This is a genomic window from Psychrobacillus sp. FSL K6-1267, assembly GCF_038003265.1.
In the GTDB taxonomy this organism is placed as follows: Bacteria; Bacillota; Bacilli; order Bacillales_A; family Planococcaceae; genus Psychrobacillus; species Psychrobacillus faecigallinarum.
In genome coordinates this window covers 2,250,159-2,267,525 of sequence record NZ_JBBOOR010000001.1, presented here as the reverse complement: position 1 = coordinate 2,267,525, position 17,367 = coordinate 2,250,159, and the positions used below count along the sequence as shown (strand labels likewise).

Genomic DNA, 17,367 nt, shown 5'->3' with positions numbered 1-17,367 from the left:
CTGTTCTATCTTTAAATAGAGGTGATAGGTTTGTTAAAAGAACTTTCCATTAAAAATTTTGCGATAATAGATGAACTTACTGTAAGCTTTGAAGAAGGTTTAACTGTGCTAACTGGTGAAACTGGAGCTGGAAAATCAATCATTATTGATGCGGTTCATCTGCTTTGCGGAGGTAGAGGATCACAGGAATTTATTCGACATGGCGCAAAAAAGGCAGAGCTAGAGGGACTATTTATCATTTCAGATCCAAAGCATAGCGTTTTTAAGAAAATGCTAGATGTTGGTATTGATAAAGATGAGGAAACAATCATTTTGAGAAGAGATATAAATGAGTCTGGAAAAAGCGTCTGTAGAGTAAATGGGAAACTTGTAACAATTGGTATTTTAAGAGAAATTGGTGCCAGTTTAATAGATATCCATGGTCAGCATGAAAGCCAAGAGCTAATGGATGACAAGGCACATATTCACTTGCTTGACCAATTTGCTGGAGACGACCTGAAGGCAGTAAAAGAAGCGTATAGGGAATTATTTAGTAAATACAAAAAATGGAAAAAAGAATTGGCTACATTGACGGAAAATGAGCAGCAAATTGCCCATAAAATTGACCTGTACACATTTCAAGTAGAAGAAATTGATGAAGCTCAATTAAAAAGAGGAGAAGAAGAATCTCTTCAGAATGAAAAGAAAAAGCTATTAAACTTTCATAAAATGTTTGATAAAATCAGCAGCTCATATGATGCTATTTTAGGAGAATCTAAAGGATTAGACTATATAGGTTCTGCTATGTCTGATTTACAAGATATTTCGGATGTAGACGAGAATATGAAGGATTTAAGCGAAAGCGTTTCTTCGGCATTTTATATATTGCAGGACGCAGCACATCAACTTAAAAATGATTTAGATGAAATGGAGTATGACAGCAATCAACTTCAAATTGTAGAAGATCGATTGGCTTTAATACAGACTTTAAAAAGAAAATATGGAGCCTCGATTGAAGAAATTCTTGAATACAAAGAACAGATTCAACATAGCTTGGACCAATTAGTCAATCGAGATGAACAAATTCAAAAAATGGCAGAAAAAATACGTCAAATTGAAATAGATCTTCAGCTAGAGGCTAACGAGTTAACCGATAAACGGAAGGCCGCATCTTCCTTGTTGAGTAGCGCTATTATGGAGCAGCTTCAGGAGCTTTATATGGAAAAAGCAACTTTTGCTGTTATGTTCCATGATCATCCTAATCCTATCTATAATGAAGATGGTATAGACGATTTATCCTTTTATATATCTACAAACGTTGGTGAACCGTTAAAGGCTTTAACTAAAATTGCTTCAGGTGGCGAATTATCTAGAATGATGCTTGCTTTAAAAAGTATTTTTTCGAAGCATCAAGGCATTACCTCTATTATTTTTGATGAGGTAGATACTGGTGTGAGCGGCCGAGTTGCCCAAGCGATTGCTGAAAAAATTGCGGGCATTGCGACAAATTCACAAGTTTTGTGTATATCTCATCTTTCCCAAGTTGCAGCGATGGCTGACCAGCATTTATTGATTAGAAAAGAAGTTTCTGGAAATCGTACCTATACGTTGCTGGAAGAAATAACGGATGACCAACGTGCCGAGGAATTAAGCAGAATGATGTCAGGCACGGAAATCACAACTACTACTTTAAAGCACTCCAAAGAATTACTAAAAATTGCAAATGAACGAAAAAAAGTGTTAAGAAACTCTTGAGGACCCATTACTTTTGGGTCTTCTTTTTTTATCAATTATTTACCTCACATAGAGTTCTTAGCGAAGGACATAGTAAAGTGTATGGGAGGTGAAATATGAAAAAAAGCTATCGAATTTGGTCGCTTTTGCCAATTATTTTCTTGACTTTATTCTTTCTAAGCACCACTGCATTTGCTTCTAAAGTTTCCGTTGTCCCGCTTGGGCAATCTATTCAGATCGACCTCCAATACGGATCTGTATTTCTTAGTCATGATGTCTTGATAACAGATGATTATTGGCTAAAATCTGGTGATACAATTCATCAAATAAACGACCAAACGATATCGAGTATTGATGACTTAAAAAGACAATTGAAAGACAAGAAACAAATTATTATTCAGTATGAGCGCAACAAAACAATGTATACGAAAGATATGAGTGCTGATCAAATGATTAAACTCTTTCCTTTCTTGCGTGATGCAACTGAAGGAATTGGAACTTTAACCTATTTCGATCCGTCAACCAATGAATTTGGCGCATTAGGGCACCAAATTGTCGATCATACATCTGGTGTTACGCCAAAATTTTCAGAGGGCTCTATTTATTTGTCCTCTATTGAGCAAATTAAAAAAAGCATTCCTGGCAAACCTGGATATAAAATTACTTCACACGGAAACAATAGTCCTCCCATTGGAGGAGTAAATGAAAATAACGTTTATGGAGTTTTCGGTAAGTTAGAAAACAAAGCATTAGCCAATATTCCAATGCATCAGGTAGCAGTAGCAGAAAAAGAAGAAATTACGACTGGCAAAGCTATCATGCGTACTTCAATCGATGGTGAAAAAGTACAAGACTTTACAATTAACATCTCTTCTGTCGATGGACATTTATTTCAATTCACTGTGACCGATCAACAGCTTATCAAAAAGACAGGTGGAATTCTCCAAGGAATGAGCGGTAGCCCAATCATCCAGGCAGACAAAATTATTGGTGTCGTAACTCATATGTATGTCGACAAACCCAAAAACGGTGCAGCTTTAGCAATAACTGAGATGATGAAAAAAAATCCATGAAGTATAGATGAAAAGGCTACATCCTATTTTGGATGTAGCCTTTTTTGTGTCTTAAGGTGGATATAAGGTCTTGCGTTTTTATGATACATAGGTTTAAAATGTTAATGAATAAAATTCGACAAAGCATAAGAAAAGATTTACAATTTGTCGTAATACCACGTAATCATAATAGGAAAGAATCATTTTTATTTTATAAAAAGGAAGTGGGAAAAAGATAGCGAATAATATCTATGTAAAAAATTACAAAAGGTGGATGAACTTATATGGAGAAAATAAAAATTGCAATAGTCGACGATAACAAAGATTTAATACGCACAATGGATTCTTATTTTGAGCAGCATCCTGAAATAGAGGTTATCGGTACTGCTTATAATGGAAAATTATGTTTGGAATTGTTAGAATCAATCAAACCAGACGTTTTGCTGTTGGATATTATCATGCCGCATCTTGATGGAATTGCTGTTTTAGACTCTTTACAGAAAAATAACAAGCTGAAGGATTTACAAGTCATCATGTTAACTGCATTTGGTCAGGAAGATGTGATGAAACAGGCTGTAGATCTTGGGGCCTCTTATTTCATGCTGAAGCCTTTTGAATTTGACCGTTTAGTGACACAAATTATTCAGGTTGCTGGAAGAAAGGGCTCTATTCAGGAAGCACCTGCAAAGTCCAATCCTGAAAAAGAAGCATTACAAAATAAGCGCATGATTGATAATACTATTACTAATGTTATTAAAGAAATGGGAGTACCTGCGCATATTAAAGGTTATTCTTATCTTCGTGAAGCAATTCAAATGGTATATGCTGATATTGAACTGTTAGGCTCCATTACGAAAGTATTATATCCAGAAATAGCAAAAAAATTTCAAACAACTCCTTCTCGTGTTGAGCGTGCCATTCGTCATGCAATTGAAGTAGCATGGAATCGTGGAAACTATGAAACTATCTCGAAAATGTTCGGCTACACAGTTCATCACTTAAAGTCTAAACCTACAAATAGTGAATTTATTGCGATGATCGCAGACAAAATTCGTATGGAGAATATGGCTAGTTGAAAGTGAAAGAATCAAGCTTCCAGATATAAAATAATAGTGAACGGTGCAACGAATTTTTAACACCTTTCCAATGAACTTTAATTTTGACGTAGCAACTAAATATCGTTGCCCGACCTACTATTAAGAGTGGGTCTTTTTTTATTTTTAGAATGGTAAATAACTTAGTATAGTTATTCAGTAGATTTAGAAATTAAGAAAAAGTAAAATCATTATATTTTTTTCTTATAGATATTTGTTTGAAGTATTATGGTAAAATATATTTATACTGAAAATTGGCAGAAAATTCATGGTATTGCTCCAGGTTTTATTATACATTAGATCAGTAAAACTTTATTACTGATATAATAGGTGAAAAGATTTGAAAAAATATTTTTTAATGTAGTATCAATGTCATGTTGGAACATGTATTGTTTAATAGATTAATAAATATCCCTCCTCAAAAATGAATTTTAAAAGTAGTTTTGCAAGTTTTCAAGGTTGAAGAAGATAATATATCTTTAGAAGGGTTGAGAAGAAATTGGTTATTGAAGATAATGATAATTTAACCATAACTGAAAAGAATGGACAGGTCTTTTTGTTTACAAAAAAAGATGGTTTTAGTTTAAAAAAGTTCGAAGAATATATTAGAAAATACCCACGCTTCAAAATCACAAGTTTTACAGCTTTAAAAAAAGCACTCTCGGCTAAATCTACAGAACCTCAAGAAATAGGAAATTGGCTAGATTTAATTGAAATAGACATTAGTGCAGATTATATGCAAGTACTTTTAACTATAAACGAATCACCTACATATATTCAGGAAAATATCATAGAAGTGCAGACCCACATACATAAGCTACTCGAAGAACATAATATTAAATTTGGCAAGAAAACATTAGATATATTATCTTTAAAAACTGGCAAGCCTTTTATAATTGCACAAGGAAAGCCTCCGCAAAAAGGAGAAAATGCGCTTGTCAGTTATTTAGAGCAAGCCGAAAAAAAGCCTGTGATAAACGAAGATGGTAAGGCAGATTATTTTGATATGAATTTTATCAAAGAGATAGAAGAGGGATCATGGCTAGGAGAAAAAGTTCCTGCTAAAGAAGGTATAGACGGTATAAATGTCTATGGGGAATATGTGCCAGCAAGTCCTGGAGATGACGTCCAACTTAAATACGATGCAAAATCTGCCTATGAAATTGAAGAGGATGGGAAAATCGTACTTCGCTCTAAAACAAAGGGTGTCATTGGTGAAGTAAATGGAGTGTTATCCGTACTAAAACATTTAATTGTAGATGGGGATGTTGGAATAGAAACAGGAAATTTAAAGTTTGATGGTTCTATTCAAGTTAAAGGTACTGTGATGGCTGGGTACTCCGTTATTGCTTCAGGTGATATATCAATCGAAGGTAAAGAAGGAGTTAATTCCGCAGAGCTAATAAAATCAGCTGAAGGAGATGTCTTTATTAAAGGGGGCATTTTTGGTCGTGGAATAACCAAAGTAGAGGCACATAATAATATATATATTAAACATGCCAACGAATGTACACTACAGGCAAAAGAACAGGTGCATATCGGCTTTTATGCACTTGGTGCAACTATTTTTGCTCATGAAATTATATTAGATGATCGAAAAGGGAAAATTATTGGAGGAAAGGCTGTAGCAGTCAATTCAATTACAACAGCATTTAGCGGAAATAGCATGGAAAGAAAAACAGAACTTGTCGTGCAAGGTATAGACCGCAAAATCTTAACCGAAAATGCAAAAACTTTGGCAGAAAAGATGGTAAAGCTGCAAGAGGAAGCAACTAAATTAAACTATCAAATCTATCAGCTTGGCGAATTGAAAGACAATATGACTACTCAGCAGAACGGGATATATGAGAAAACTAAACAAAAATACAATCTTTTACAGCAGGATGTGAAAGAAACAGATAGAGAAATACAACGTATTTTAAAATTGCTAAGAAGTAACGTAGAATACTATGTTAATGTTACAAAAGAGGCAAATCCGGGTACCATTATACAAATTGGAAATAAATCTTCCTTATTAACAACTATTACAAAAGGAAAATTTAAGTTAGAAAATGGGGAGTTAAATGTCTAATCTACCGGTATACGCGCATCGTGGAGGCGCTACAAAGTATGTCGAAAATTCACTTAGGTCTTTTGAGTATGCAAAGAAAATAGGCGTGGACGGAATTGAAATGGATTTGCAACTTTCAGCGGATGGAGTGGCTTTTGTTACCCATGATTTAGACTTTTTTAGATTAGCGGGTATAAACAGAAGAATAACAGATATGGCTGCTGAGGAGATTCTTCAGCTAAAACTAGGGAAAACGTTTCTTCGAAGATTTTTATATTCAAGAGTACTTAGTTTTGACGAATTTCTATCTTTTTTTGAACAAACAAATTTGAAGCTAAACGTGGAATTTAAGGAATCTTTTCTTGGAAAAACAGAAAAAATTGAAGAAGTAGTGTACAAGACAAAAAATATTAAGGATGTTCATTTCTCTTCTTTTGAAGAAAGCATTTTAGAAACTATACAAAGAATGCCTATAAAAACAAAAACTGCTTTTATCGGAAAGAAAAATTCCAGTTGGGATGAAATTTTAGTTAATCGCTCATATGATGCCATACACCTTAACAAAAAATTCTTTGGTACTGAACTAATGGATAGGATATGGGAGGCAGGATTTCCTATACGATTTTATAATATAAAAGGAACGGAGAAATATTTGAAAAATCCGCCCCAATCGGTTATTGGGTGGATTACTGATTTTCCACTGAAAGTAATTGAGCAACAAAATCGTTTATAAAGTTACATCTTTGTCCAAAATGAAATTTCCACCTCACAGAAAAATTTCTTACTATGTATTCTAAATAACAAAAAGACTATAGACATTTTCAAATTTCTTTGAATTTGTCTATAGTCTAAAGACACAGGCTTTTCTAGTCTGTGTCTTTTTTCTTTTGAAATCGTGGTGCAACTTTTCCGTTTTTTCTATCTCTATTTAATAAAAAACCTGCAAAAAAGCCTAGACCTAGAACTGTAAAGATTAATCCGCAAATAAACTGAACGGCTAGTCCTCCAATAGGAAGTATTTGTAATCCAAAAAATGTATCTCTCATTAATTTGATTCCAAAAGCTGCCAATATTCCCGGTATTAATAACACGATTAAAGCCAATAAACGAGCCACTTTCTTCACTCCTGTTCCTTCTATTTTAATTTTACATTCAAGTTTATGATTGTCAATGATTGAAACTTACGTTATGATATAGAAGAAATGCAATAAGTTGCAGAAAAAAAGTGGGGGTGTGCATATTTTTGCAAAACATACTCATTGTAGGTGCAGGTAACGGTGGATATGCACTTCTCAAGTTAATAGCGCAGGCGGATTACCTTCAGGTTACCGCTATTGTAGATATTAACGATGAGGCTCCTGGAATAATCTACGCTAAACAACATAACATACCAACTTATAATGAGTGGAGGAGTTTGTTAAGCAAGGATATTCAAATCATTATTGATGTGACTGGTCAGAAGGAAGTGTTCTATGAATTACTTCAGAATAGACCTGCCACCGCTGTATTGATACCTGGTGAGATAGCCAACTTAATCGTTACGTTGTTGGAAGAAAAAAATAGCTATATTCAAATTATCAACCAAAGAAAGGCCTTACAGGATCTCATTTTTAACTCCATAGAAGAAGGGATGATTGGCATTAACAGCCAAGGCATCGTCAACTTTTTTAATAAGAGCGCAGAAAGAATGACCTTAATTCCTGTAGAAGAGGCCATGGGTAAACATGTGGTTGATGTTATCTCCTTAAGTGAATTACCAAGAATATACGAAACAGGTAAGGTCGAACTGAACAAAGAACTTACTCTTGAAAGCGGTACCAAAATAGTTACCTCTAGGTATCCTATGGTCAATAATCAGGGTAAACGTATCGGAGCCTTCGCAGTATTTCAGGATATTTCGGAAGTAGTTCGTCTAGCCGAAGAAATAACAAATTTAACAGAAATACAAAAAATGCTTGAAGCAATCATTTATTCAAGTGAAGATGCAATATCTGTAGTAGACGAAGATGGCAAGGGGATTCTTATTAACCCTGCCTATACTCGAATCACGGGGTTTAGTGAAGAGGAAGTTATTGGGAAACCTGCTACTGCCGATATATCCGAAGGTGAAAGTATTCATCTAAAGGTACTTCAAACTAAAAAGCCTATTAGAGGTGTAAATCTTCGAGTCGGTAAGGAAGAGAAGGACGTCATTGTTAACGTAGCACCTATTTTAGTAAACAATCAGTTAAAAGGTAGTGTTGGTGTAATTCATGACATGACTGAAATGCGAGGTCTTATGAAGGAATTGGATCGAGCTAGGACTATTATTCGAACGCTTGAATCATCTTATTCCTTTGAAGACATAGTTGGTATTTCTGATGAGATCAACTTAGCAATAGAACAAGCAAAGCTGGCAGCGAATGTTCCAATAACCGTTCTTTTAAGGGGAGAGGTCGGTGCAGGAAAGGATTTGTTTGCGCATGCTATTCACGGAGAGAGCAGTCGCTCTATGTATCCTTTTGTACGAGTTAACTGTAGCTCACTAGAAGAGCACCTTTTAGAAAGAGAATTGTTTGGTTACCAAGAAGAAGGTATTACGTATCCAGGTAAACTGGAGGAAGCATTCAAGGGAACTATTTTCTTAGACGAGGTTGGGGAACTGACTAAGAAAACTCAGGCGAAGCTCTTACAGGTATTAAGAGAAAATGTTTTTGTACCTGTCGGGGGTACCGCACCTAAGCATGTGGATGTCCGAATTATTGCTGCAAGTAGTCTTAATTTGGAAAAAGCAATGAGAGAGGGTACATTTAGAGAGGACTTCTATTTTCAACTAAATCGAATGCCTATCTATATTCCTTCTTTACGCCAAAGAAAAAAAGATATTCCGCTTCTTGCGGAACGATTGTTAGTTAAACTTAACCAAGAGTTTGGTCGTAATATCGAGGGATTTACCAGTCAGGCACTTGAAATCTTATGTCTTTATGAGTGGCCAGGTAATGTGCGAGAATTAGAGAATATTATAAGTCGCTCTATGATCTTTCTTCAACCGAATGACCGTTTAGTAGACGAACGGCATTTACCAAAATTAATGCTTCAGTTATCAACGGAAGAAGATGAAGATTCGATTGCTCCCTTATCGGAGCAAATGGATGAAATGGAGAAAAGAGTACTTGCCCATGCACTTAATACATGTGAGGGCAATAAATCTAAAACAGCTAAAAGACTTAATATTTCATTACGTTCTCTGTATTATAAGCTGGAAAAATATAATCTCGTTTAATGGGGAAAATGTTCAAGTAAATAGGGGTATTTACTATAAATGATCTTAAACATGCATCAATTTAACTACTAGGAGGAACTTACAAATGGAAATCTTCAAATATATGGAAACTTATGATTACGAGCAATTAGTATTTTGCCAAGACAAAACTTCAGGACTTAAGGCGATTATCGCAATTCATGACACTACATTAGGGCCAGCACTTGGTGGGACTCGTATGTGGAATTATGCTTCAGAAGAAGAAGCAATTGAAGATGCTCTTCGTCTTGCTAAAGGGATGACTTACAAAAATGCTGCTGCTGGACTCAACCTTGGTGGAGGAAAAACAGTAATTATCGGTGATCCATTAAAAGATAAAAACGAAGAAATGTTCCGTGCATTTGGACGTTTTATCCAAGGATTAAATGGTCGTTACATTACTGCAGAAGATGTGGGTACAACAGTAGCGGATATGGACCTTATACATGAGGAGACAAATTATGTAACTGGTATTTCAGAAGCATTTGGTTCTTCAGGTAACCCTTCACCAGTAACAGCTTATGGTGTATACGTAGGAATGAAAGCTGCTGCTAAAGAAGCATTTGGTTCTGATTCTTTAGAGGGGAAAACAGTTGCAGTGCAAGGTGTTGGGAACGTAGCTTATACTCTATGTGAATTCCTACATAAAGAAGGAGCAAAATTAGTAGTTGCTGATATTAACCAAAAATCAGTGGATCGTGCAGTCGAAGCATTTGGAGCTGTTCAAGTAGGGGTAGATGAGATCTACTCACAAGACGTAGATATTTTTGCACCATGTGCACTTGGAGCAATTGTAAACGATAATACTATTCCACAATTTAAAGCTAAGGTTATTGCAGGATCTGCAAACAACCAACTGAAAGATACAACACATGGTGACTTAATCCATGAAATGGGTATTGTTTATGCACCAGACTACGTGATCAATTCTGGAGGAGTTATTAACGTTGCAGACGAATTATATGGATATAACCATGATCGTGCGATCAAACGTGTGGCAGGTATCTACGATAAAATCGAACGTATCTTTGAAATTTCTAAACGTGACGGTATACCAACTTATGTAGCTGCTGATCGTTTAGCAGAAGAGCGTATTGCTCGTGTAAGTAAATCTCGCAGCCAATTTTTACAAAACGGAAAACATATTTTAAATGGCCGTTAATCGATAATTTCATCTTAGTTGTAAATAGGCCGACTTTATAGATTTTTTGTAAAGCGGTCTTCTTATTTGGAAGGAGAGGACTTACTTGGCAAAAGAATATGACGTAGTCATTATTGGAGGAGGGACTGGTGGTTATGTAGCTGCCATTCGCTCGGCACAGTTAGGGTTAAAAACAGCAATCGTTGAGAAGAGTAAATTAGGTGGTACTTGCTTACATAAAGGCTGTATACCAAGTAAAGCCTTACTTCGTAGTGCAGAAGTTTTCTCCACTACCAAAAATCACGCAGCCGATTTTGGCGTAAATACTAGTGAAGTAACACTAGATTTTAGCAGAGTGCAAGCACGTAAGGAATCCATTGTAAACCAATTGTTTCAAGGGGTTCAGGGATTGATGAAAAAAGGGAAAATTGATGTTTATGAAGGAACTGGCAGAATGCTTGGTCCATCTATATTCTCACCTTCACCTGGTGGTACAATCTCTGTGGAGATGAATAACGGTGAAGAAAATGAAATGCTTATTCCTAAAAATGTTGTAATTGCAACAGGATCTCGTCCTCGCTCCTTACCTGGTTTAGTTATAGATGGTTCCTTAGTGATGACTTCAGATGAGGCATTATCAATGACAGAGCTTCCAAAATCTATTCTTATTGTCGGCGGAGGAGTAATCGGTATTGAATGGGCTTCGATGTTAAATGATTTTGGTGTGGAAGTTACTGTGATTGAATATGCAGATAGAATTATACCTACCGAGGATAAAGATATTTCTAAAGAAATGCAAAAACTTTTAAGCAAAAAAGGAATTACATTTGCAACAAACGCAAAAGTGCTTCCTGATACTTTAAATACTGTAGACAATGTTGTCAAAATCTCAGCTGAGGTTAACGGTGAAACACAATCTTTTAGTGCTGAAAAGATGCTTGTATCAGTTGGTAGACAGGCAAATACAGAAGGTATTGGTATCGAGAATACAGATATTGTTATAGAAAATGGATTCATAAAGGTTTCTGAAACATTTCAAACGAAAGAATCACATATATATGCAATTGGTGATGTAATCGGAGGTCTACAATTAGCCCATGTAGCTAGTCATGAAGGGATAACTGCAATAGAGCACATCGCAGGAGAAGACATAATTCCTATAAATTATGATCTTGTATCTCGCTGTATTTATGCAAGTCCGGAAAGTTCGAGTGTAGGAATAACAGAGCAACAAGCAAAGGAACAAGGGTTTGATGTAAAAATAGGCAAGTTCTCTTTCAAAGCAATTGGAAAGGCTCTTGTATACGGTGAATCGGATGGCTTTGTGAAAATTGTTGCCGATAAGAAAACAAATGACATATTAGGCGTTCATATGATTGGACCTCACGTAACGGATATGATTTCAGAGGCTGGTTTGGCAATGGTTCTAGATGCTACTCCTTGGGAAATGGCACATACAATTCATCCACATCCTACCTTGAGTGAAATCATGGGAGAAGCAGCGTTAGCTGTAGATGGTAAAGCTATTCATATGTAAAAAAAGGGGGATTTCTATATGACAAACAATCGTCATGAGGAGCTTGGGTTAACAAATGAAGATGTATTAAAAATGTTTGAGACGATGCTAATGGCACGCCGTATTGATGAGCGTATGTGGTTATTGAACCGTGCGGGTAAAATTCCATTTGTTATCTCTTGTCAAGGACAAGAGGCAGCACAAGTGGGAGCGGCATTTGCTCTAGATAACACAAAGGATTATATTGCACCATATTATCGCGATATGGGAGTAGTACTGCATTTTGGTATGACACCTAAAGATTTAATGCTATCTGCATTTGCTAAAGCAGAGGATCCGAACTCTGGCGGACGTCAAATGCCGGGGCATTTTGGACAAAAGAAGAATCGTATTTTAACTGGTTCCTCTCCAGTTACAACACAGCTTCCCCATGCAGTTGGAGTCGCTCTAGCTGCTAAGATTGAAAAGAAGGACTTTATCACTTTTGTAACGCTAGGCGAAGGTTCATCTAACCAAGGTGATTTCCATGAAGGATTGAACTTTGCAGGGGTGCATCAATTACCTTGTATCACAATGGTAGAAAACAACAAATATGCAATATCTGTTCCTTTTGAGCGCCAAGTTGCTAGCAAAAATGTCGCAGATCGTGCCAGCAGCTATGGAATGCCAGGTGTTACAGTAGATGGAAAAGACCCAATCGAGGTTTATAAAGTAGTGAAAGAAGCAGCTGATCGTGCAAGAAATGGGGAAGGTCCTAGTCTTATTGAGGCAGTGACTTACCGATTAACTGCCCACTCATCAGATGACGATGATAGACAATACCGTACTGCAGAAGACATTGCAGAAGGGAAAGCATTAGATCCTATTATTACATTTGCAAAATATTTAAGAGATTTAGACATTCTGTCAACAGATCTTGAAAAAGAAATAAATGATCGCATTATGAAGGAAGTAAATGAGGCGACTGATTATGCAGAAGCTGCACCATATGCTGCTCCGGAAGATGCATTAAAACATGTCTATGCTGAAAAAGACGGGGGGAACGCATAATGGCAATCATGTCTTATATCGATGCAATAACACTTGCAATGAAGGAAGAAATGACTCGTGATGAGCGCGTTTTCGTTCTTGGTGAAGATGTTGGACGTAAGGGTGGAGTGTTCAAGGCAACCAACGGACTTTATGATGAGTTTGGAGAATACAGAGTTCTAGATACTCCTCTTGCAGAATCTGCTATTGCGGGAGTAGGGATTGGGGCTGCAATGTACGGTCTTCGTCCTATTGCTGAAATGCAGTTTGCAGACTTTATCATGCCTGCTGTTAACCAAATTATCTCAGAGGCTTCACGTATTCGTTACCGTTCTAATAATGATTGGACTTGTCCTATAGTAATTCGTGCGCCTTTTGGTGGCGGAATTCACGGTGCGCTTTATCATTCTCAATCTGTAGAGGCTATTTTTGCTAACCAACCTGGACTAAAAATCGTTATTCCTTCTACTCCATACGATGCCAAAGGATTATTAAAAGCGGCTATTCGTGATGAAGACCCGGTTATGTTCTTTGAGCACAAGCGTGCTTATCGCCTTATTAAAGGAGAGGTTCCGGACGAAGATTACACGATTGAAATTGGAAAAGCAGATGTAAAGCGTGAAGGGGAAGATATAACAGTTATTACTTATGGTCTGGCTGTTCATTTTGCTCTTCAAGCAGCAGAACGTTTAGAAAAAGATGGCATTTCTGCGCATATTTTAGATTTACGTACCATTTATCCTTTAGACAAAGATGCAATTATCGAGGCTGCTTCCAAAACCGGTAAAGTGTTACTTGTAACAGAGGATAACAAAGAAGGTAGCATAATTAGTGAGGTGGCAGCGATTATCGCCGAGAATTGCTTGTTTGATTTGGATGCTCCGATCATGCGCCTTGCTGGTCCTGATGTTCCAGCTATGCCATATGCCCCTACAATGGAAAAATTCTTTATGATTAATCCAGACAAAGTAGAAAAAGCAATGCGTGAGCTAGCTGAATATTAAGTTATTGGAAATATGCTTAGGTGAATTTGATCTATTAAAGGAGGAACCCATATGGCACTAGAACAAATTAAAATGCCTCAGCTTGGGGAAAGTGTAACCGAGGGAACAATCGAAAAATGGTTAGTTAAACCAGGCGATCATGTAAACAAATATGATGCACTTGCAGAGGTCAATACGGACAAAGTTACTGCAGAAGTACCTTCTTCCTTTACAGGAGTCATTAAAAAACTTGTTGCAAATGAAGGAGATACGCTTGCAGTTGGAGAAATCGTCTGTACAATTGAAACAGAAGGCGGCTCTTCCGAGGAAAAAATTGTAGAAGTGAAGGAAGCAGCTCCAGAAGAACCAACTGCAGAAACAGTTAAACCAGCTGAAGTGAATAAACATATCCAATCAGCACCGGCAGAACGGGATAAAGGAATAAAAGCTCGTTACTCTCCTGCAGTTCTTAAACTTTCTCAGGAGCATGACATAGACCTTTCTTTAGTAACAGGTACTGGTAATGAAGGCAGGATTACTCGTAAGGATCTACTAAAAATCATAGATAGTGGAGAGATTCCAAAGGCTGCTCCTGCTGCAAAATCTGCCGTAGAAGAAGCGCCGGCTGTATCTTCTGCTCCTGCGAATTCCCAATCAAAGTCTGCTCCTGTTAATGTTCCAGTCGGAGCAGGTGATATTGAAATTCCTGTTACAGGCGTTCGAAAAGCAATTGCAGCTAATATGCTACGTAGTAAGCATGAAGCGCCTCACGCTTGGACAATGATAGAAGTGGATGTAACTAATCTTGTTCAATACCGTGACTCTATTAAAAATGAGTTTAAACAAAAAGAAGGCTTTAACGTTACATACTTTGCCTTCTTCGTTAAAGCAGTAGCACAAGCATTAAAAGAGTTCCCGATGATGAACTCTATGTGGGCTGGTGACAAAATAGTCCAAAAGAAAGACATCAATATTTCGATTGCGGTTGCAACAGATGATGCATTGTTTGTTCCAGTGATTAAACAAGCAGATGAAAAGACTATTAAAGGGATTGCACGTGAAGTGAATGAGCTTGCAGGAAAAGTTCGCTCTGGTAAGCTTAAATCAGATGAAATGCAAGGTGGTACTTTCACAGTCAACAATACTGGTTCATTTGGTTCTGTTCAATCAATGGGTATCATCAACTACCCACAAGCAGCAATTCTTCAGGTGGAATCTATTGTTAAGCGTCCAGTTATTATGGATGGCGGCATGATTGCTGCAAGAGATATGGTGAACCTATGTCTATCTCTAGACCACCGCGTGCTAGATGGCCTTGTTTGTGGTCGCTTCTTAGCTCGTGTGAAAGAAATATTAGAAAATATTTCGAAGGAAAATACATCTGTATATTAATATTCAGGCGAGAAGTCCCTCAGTAAGGGCTCTCGCCTTTTTTTATTTATAAAACTTAAGTCCCTTTCGTTTACTTTTTTAAACTATTTCTATAGCATTTAAAAGGAAAGAGATACACATGAATTTTCTATGAAGGGACGATTATATATTATGAAATTAAGTGTTTTAGATCAAGCACCGATCACGGCTGGAAATACTGCAGCAGATGCATTAAAAAAAGCAGAAGAATTAGCCCTTTTAGCTGACGAATTAGGCTATCACCGTATGTGGATGGCTGAGCATCATGGAACCGGGGCTTTTGCGAGCTCAGCTCCTGAAGTCATTGCAGCCCATCTTGCTGCTAAAACTCAAAAGCTCCGTATTGGTACTGGCGGCGTTATGATGATGCATTATTCAGCTCTTAAGCTTGCAGAGGTCTTTAAGACGTTAAGTGCTTTTTCTCCAGGGAGAATAGACTTCGGAGTGGGGCGTGCTCCTGGCGGGGATAACTATGCGATGCATGCTCTTTCTGAGGGCCGTCCACCAATGGTGAACAATATGTATGAAAAACTAGGAACTGCATTACAGCTTTTAAATGACGAAGTTCCCGAGGACAGTGTGTACAATAAAACGATTGCTACTCCATCTAATATCGTGCTTCCCGAAGCTTGGTTGCTTGGCTCGACAGGGAACAGTGCGATTCAGGCAGGAAAGATGGGCTTGGGATATTCCTTTGCACAATTCTTTCAGGGAGGAATGACTCCTGCTATTTTAAATGCATACCGTACAAATTTTAAACCTTCAGCATTAATGGAAAAGCCTGAGATTAACGTAACGTATTTAGTGACAGTTGCTGAAACAAAAGAAGAGGCAGAATTTGAAGCACTTCCACAGGATATATCTAGACTTTCTCTGATGAAGGGACAAATTCGCCAGCTTATGACACCTGAAGAAGCACAAAACTATCCTTTATCTGAAATGGATCGCATGATGATCCAGGAAAATCGTAAAATCCATTTAGTTGGTTCTGCAAAAGAAGTAGCTACTACTCTTCAAGAAGAACAGGCGCATTATGGGTTTGATGAGGCGATGATTTGTAGTATACCGCATTCTCAGCAAAAGCGTTTAGATGTATATCGATTGTTAGCAAAAGAATTGTTGTAGTGTCTTGATTCTCTTTTATATTAATACTGACTGAGCTTCTTGGTATCTTTAGCGAGTAAGTGAACGATTCGTCGTTCACTTACTCGCTTTTTGAATTGACTTCGTTCGTACTATTACAATTCTCAACTCAAAAAACATACTTTTGCCTTGCTTGCTTTCTAGTATAGATTGTTTGCTAACAGGAAAAAACAAGAATAATACTTTATAACATGAATTGCTTTAAATTGGCGGTTGATAACAGAACAAACGTTCTATATAATGATAAAAAAGAAAGGTGATGGAGATGGCTAATTTCGAGGAAGACTGGAACGCGTTGGATTTATCTAAAATCCGTGATAGAGGTTCAAAAAAGTGGGTGGCGATGATGTTGCCTGAACACGTGAAGATGTTGAGAGACTATCATGAGGAGATAAAAAAAGTTCCGCGCCCAGATCTAAATGAGTTCGACTATGAAGCAATTCAAGAACAAATTGAACTTGCGATGAAAAGAAATGTAGACATAAAAATTAAACGTTGGAAAGATGGAGAATTTTTATATCATCGAGGGACAATTCAATGGATTGATTTAACTAGGCGCATTATCGAATTAGAAGATCCATTTCAATTTTTTGAAGTGAAATTGGATGAAATTGTGGACGTGACGATATTAGAATAAAAACATTCTGAGAGACCTCCTTATAGAGGTCTTTATTGTTTGGAAGTGCTAAGTCTAAATAGATTCAAACATAAAATAATTATAGACAAGATAACTGATGAATCACTTGGGATATATTCAATGTTAGATTTGCTAAATACCTTAATGATAATGAATTCCGTACCTAAATACTCTTCCAGTAATTTAATATGGACGGTCACACTTGGCTGAGAGACCATTAATTTTTCAGATGCCTTTCGAAAGTTTAAGGTATCTGCAGCTACACAAAATGTTTTTAACCAGTGATATTCCATTATATTCACCTACTTGATTAACTTTT

General features: G+C 36.9%; 15 protein-coding genes. 13 read left to right on the top strand and 2 right to left on the bottom strand.

Going from position 1 to position 17,367, the window contains the following annotated elements:
• Positions 1-30: 30 nt before the first annotated feature.
• From recN to MHB55_RS11400, 5 genes are all read left to right on the top strand, one after another.
• Positions 31-1,734, top strand: a complete 1,704-nt coding sequence (recN, locus tag MHB55_RS11420; RefSeq protein WP_144537153.1) for a DNA repair protein RecN — start codon at positions 31-33, stop codon at positions 1,732-1,734.
• Between the two features lie 95 nt (positions 1,735-1,829).
• Positions 1,830-2,786, top strand: a complete 957-nt coding sequence (locus MHB55_RS11415; protein WP_144536044.1) for a SpoIVB peptidase S55 domain-containing protein — start codon at positions 1,830-1,832, stop codon at positions 2,784-2,786.
• A gap of 263 nt (positions 2,787-3,049) precedes the next feature.
• Complete coding sequence (gene spo0A, locus MHB55_RS11410; protein ID WP_144536046.1) at positions 3,050-3,841, top strand: sporulation transcription factor Spo0A; 792 nt, start codon at positions 3,050-3,052, stop codon at positions 3,839-3,841.
• A 517-nt stretch (positions 3,842-4,358) separates the two neighbouring features.
• Positions 4,359-5,930, top strand: coding sequence for a DUF342 domain-containing protein (locus MHB55_RS11405; RefSeq protein ID WP_154310672.1), 1,572 nt, complete (start codon positions 4,359-4,361; stop codon positions 5,928-5,930).
• Positions 5,923-6,642 carry a glycerophosphodiester phosphodiesterase gene (locus tag MHB55_RS11400; protein ID WP_144536050.1) on the top strand — a complete coding sequence of 240 codons (720 nt, stop codon included), beginning with the start codon at positions 5,923-5,925 and terminating at the stop codon, positions 6,640-6,642. Before MHB55_RS11405 ends, MHB55_RS11400 begins: the two co-directional genes overlap by 8 nt.
• A gap of 133 nt (positions 6,643-6,775) precedes the next feature.
• Here the strand turns inward: MHB55_RS11400 and MHB55_RS11395 are convergent, their stop codons facing one another.
• Positions 6,776-7,024 carry a DUF2627 domain-containing protein gene (locus tag MHB55_RS11395; RefSeq protein ID WP_144536052.1) on the bottom strand — a complete coding sequence of 83 codons (249 nt, stop codon included), beginning with the start codon at positions 7,022-7,024 and terminating at the stop codon, positions 6,776-6,778.
• Between the two features lie 128 nt (positions 7,025-7,152).
• Between MHB55_RS11395 and MHB55_RS11390 the strand changes: the two genes are divergently transcribed.
• From MHB55_RS11390 to MHB55_RS11355, 8 genes are all read left to right on the top strand, one after another.
• Positions 7,153-9,171, top strand: coding sequence for a sigma 54-interacting transcriptional regulator (locus tag MHB55_RS11390; protein WP_144536054.1), 2,019 nt, complete (start codon positions 7,153-7,155; stop codon positions 9,169-9,171).
• Between the two features lie 85 nt (positions 9,172-9,256).
• Positions 9,257-10,351 (top strand): branched-chain amino acid dehydrogenase, encoded by a 1,095-nt coding sequence (gene bcd / locus MHB55_RS11385; RefSeq protein ID WP_340863259.1) that lies wholly within the window; start codon positions 9,257-9,259, stop codon positions 10,349-10,351.
• Between the two features lie 85 nt (positions 10,352-10,436).
• Entirely contained in the window at positions 10,437-11,867 is a 1,431-nt protein-coding gene (gene lpdA / locus MHB55_RS11380; protein ID WP_144536058.1) for a dihydrolipoyl dehydrogenase, read from the top strand.
• Positions 11,868-11,885: 18 nt separating this feature from the next.
• Entirely contained in the window at positions 11,886-12,896 is a 1,011-nt protein-coding gene (locus MHB55_RS11375; protein WP_144536060.1) for a thiamine pyrophosphate-dependent dehydrogenase E1 component subunit alpha, read from the top strand.
• The gene (locus tag MHB55_RS11370; RefSeq protein ID WP_144536062.1) at positions 12,896-13,879 is read left to right on the top strand and encodes an alpha-ketoacid dehydrogenase subunit beta; all 984 of its coding nucleotides are present in this window, start codon (positions 12,896-12,898) and stop codon (positions 13,877-13,879) included. The genes MHB55_RS11375 and MHB55_RS11370 overlap by 1 nt, the downstream gene beginning before the upstream one ends.
• 51 nt (positions 13,880-13,930) lie before the next feature.
• Positions 13,931-15,250, top strand: a complete 1,320-nt coding sequence (locus MHB55_RS11365) for a dihydrolipoamide acetyltransferase family protein (RefSeq protein WP_340863258.1) — start codon at positions 13,931-13,933, stop codon at positions 15,248-15,250.
• A 150-nt stretch (positions 15,251-15,400) separates the two neighbouring features.
• The gene (locus tag MHB55_RS11360) at positions 15,401-16,393 is read left to right on the top strand and encodes an LLM class flavin-dependent oxidoreductase (RefSeq protein ID WP_154310675.1); all 993 of its coding nucleotides are present in this window, start codon (positions 15,401-15,403) and stop codon (positions 16,391-16,393) included.
• 283 nt (positions 16,394-16,676) lie between these two features.
• The gene (locus tag MHB55_RS11355) at positions 16,677-17,048 is read left to right on the top strand and encodes a YolD-like family protein (RefSeq protein ID WP_186318055.1); all 372 of its coding nucleotides are present in this window, start codon (positions 16,677-16,679) and stop codon (positions 17,046-17,048) included.
• Between the two features lie 32 nt (positions 17,049-17,080).
• Here MHB55_RS11355 and MHB55_RS11350 read toward each other — a convergent pair whose 3' ends face one another.
• Complete coding sequence (locus tag MHB55_RS11350; protein WP_340863257.1) at positions 17,081-17,341, bottom strand: LysR family transcriptional regulator; 261 nt, start codon at positions 17,339-17,341, stop codon at positions 17,081-17,083.
• Between the last annotated feature and the right edge of the window lie 26 nt (positions 17,342-17,367).